This window comes from Micromonospora sp. RTGN7 (genome assembly GCF_033804645.1).
Taxonomy (GTDB): Bacteria; Actinomycetota; Actinomycetes; order Mycobacteriales; family Micromonosporaceae; genus Micromonospora.
Genome location: NZ_JAPZLF010000066.1, coordinates 1 through 301, shown reverse-complemented (window position 1 = coordinate 301; position 301 = coordinate 1). Strand labels below are relative to the sequence as shown.

General features: G+C 68.1%; 1 pseudogene. It reads right to left on the bottom strand.

From position 1 onward, the window contains the following. A pseudogene (locus tag SNR22_RS29525) lies at positions 1-301 on the bottom strand (2-oxoglutarate ferredoxin oxidoreductase subunit alpha); the annotation flags it as partial.

Here is a 301-nt window from a genome sequence, read left to right as displayed (position 1 = left end):
GGCGTCGCCGTCGGGGTCCTCCACCTCGACGTCCGGGACGGGGATGTTCTCGATGCGGGCGGCCCGGGTGCGGACCATGAAGTCGTGGTTCGCCGGGTCGTAGGAGATGTCGCCGGTCTTGTCGGCTTTTTCCAGGCCGCCGATGCGGTGTTCGAGTCCCGGGGTGCCGGGGACGGCCCATGGTCGGGCTAGGGTCTGTGGGTCCCGTAGGTATGGCAGGAAGGTGCCGTTCTCGCCGTTGGGTGTGGTGGCGAACTCGACCCGTAGGTCGGGTAGGGAATCCACGTCGGGTAGGAGCCAC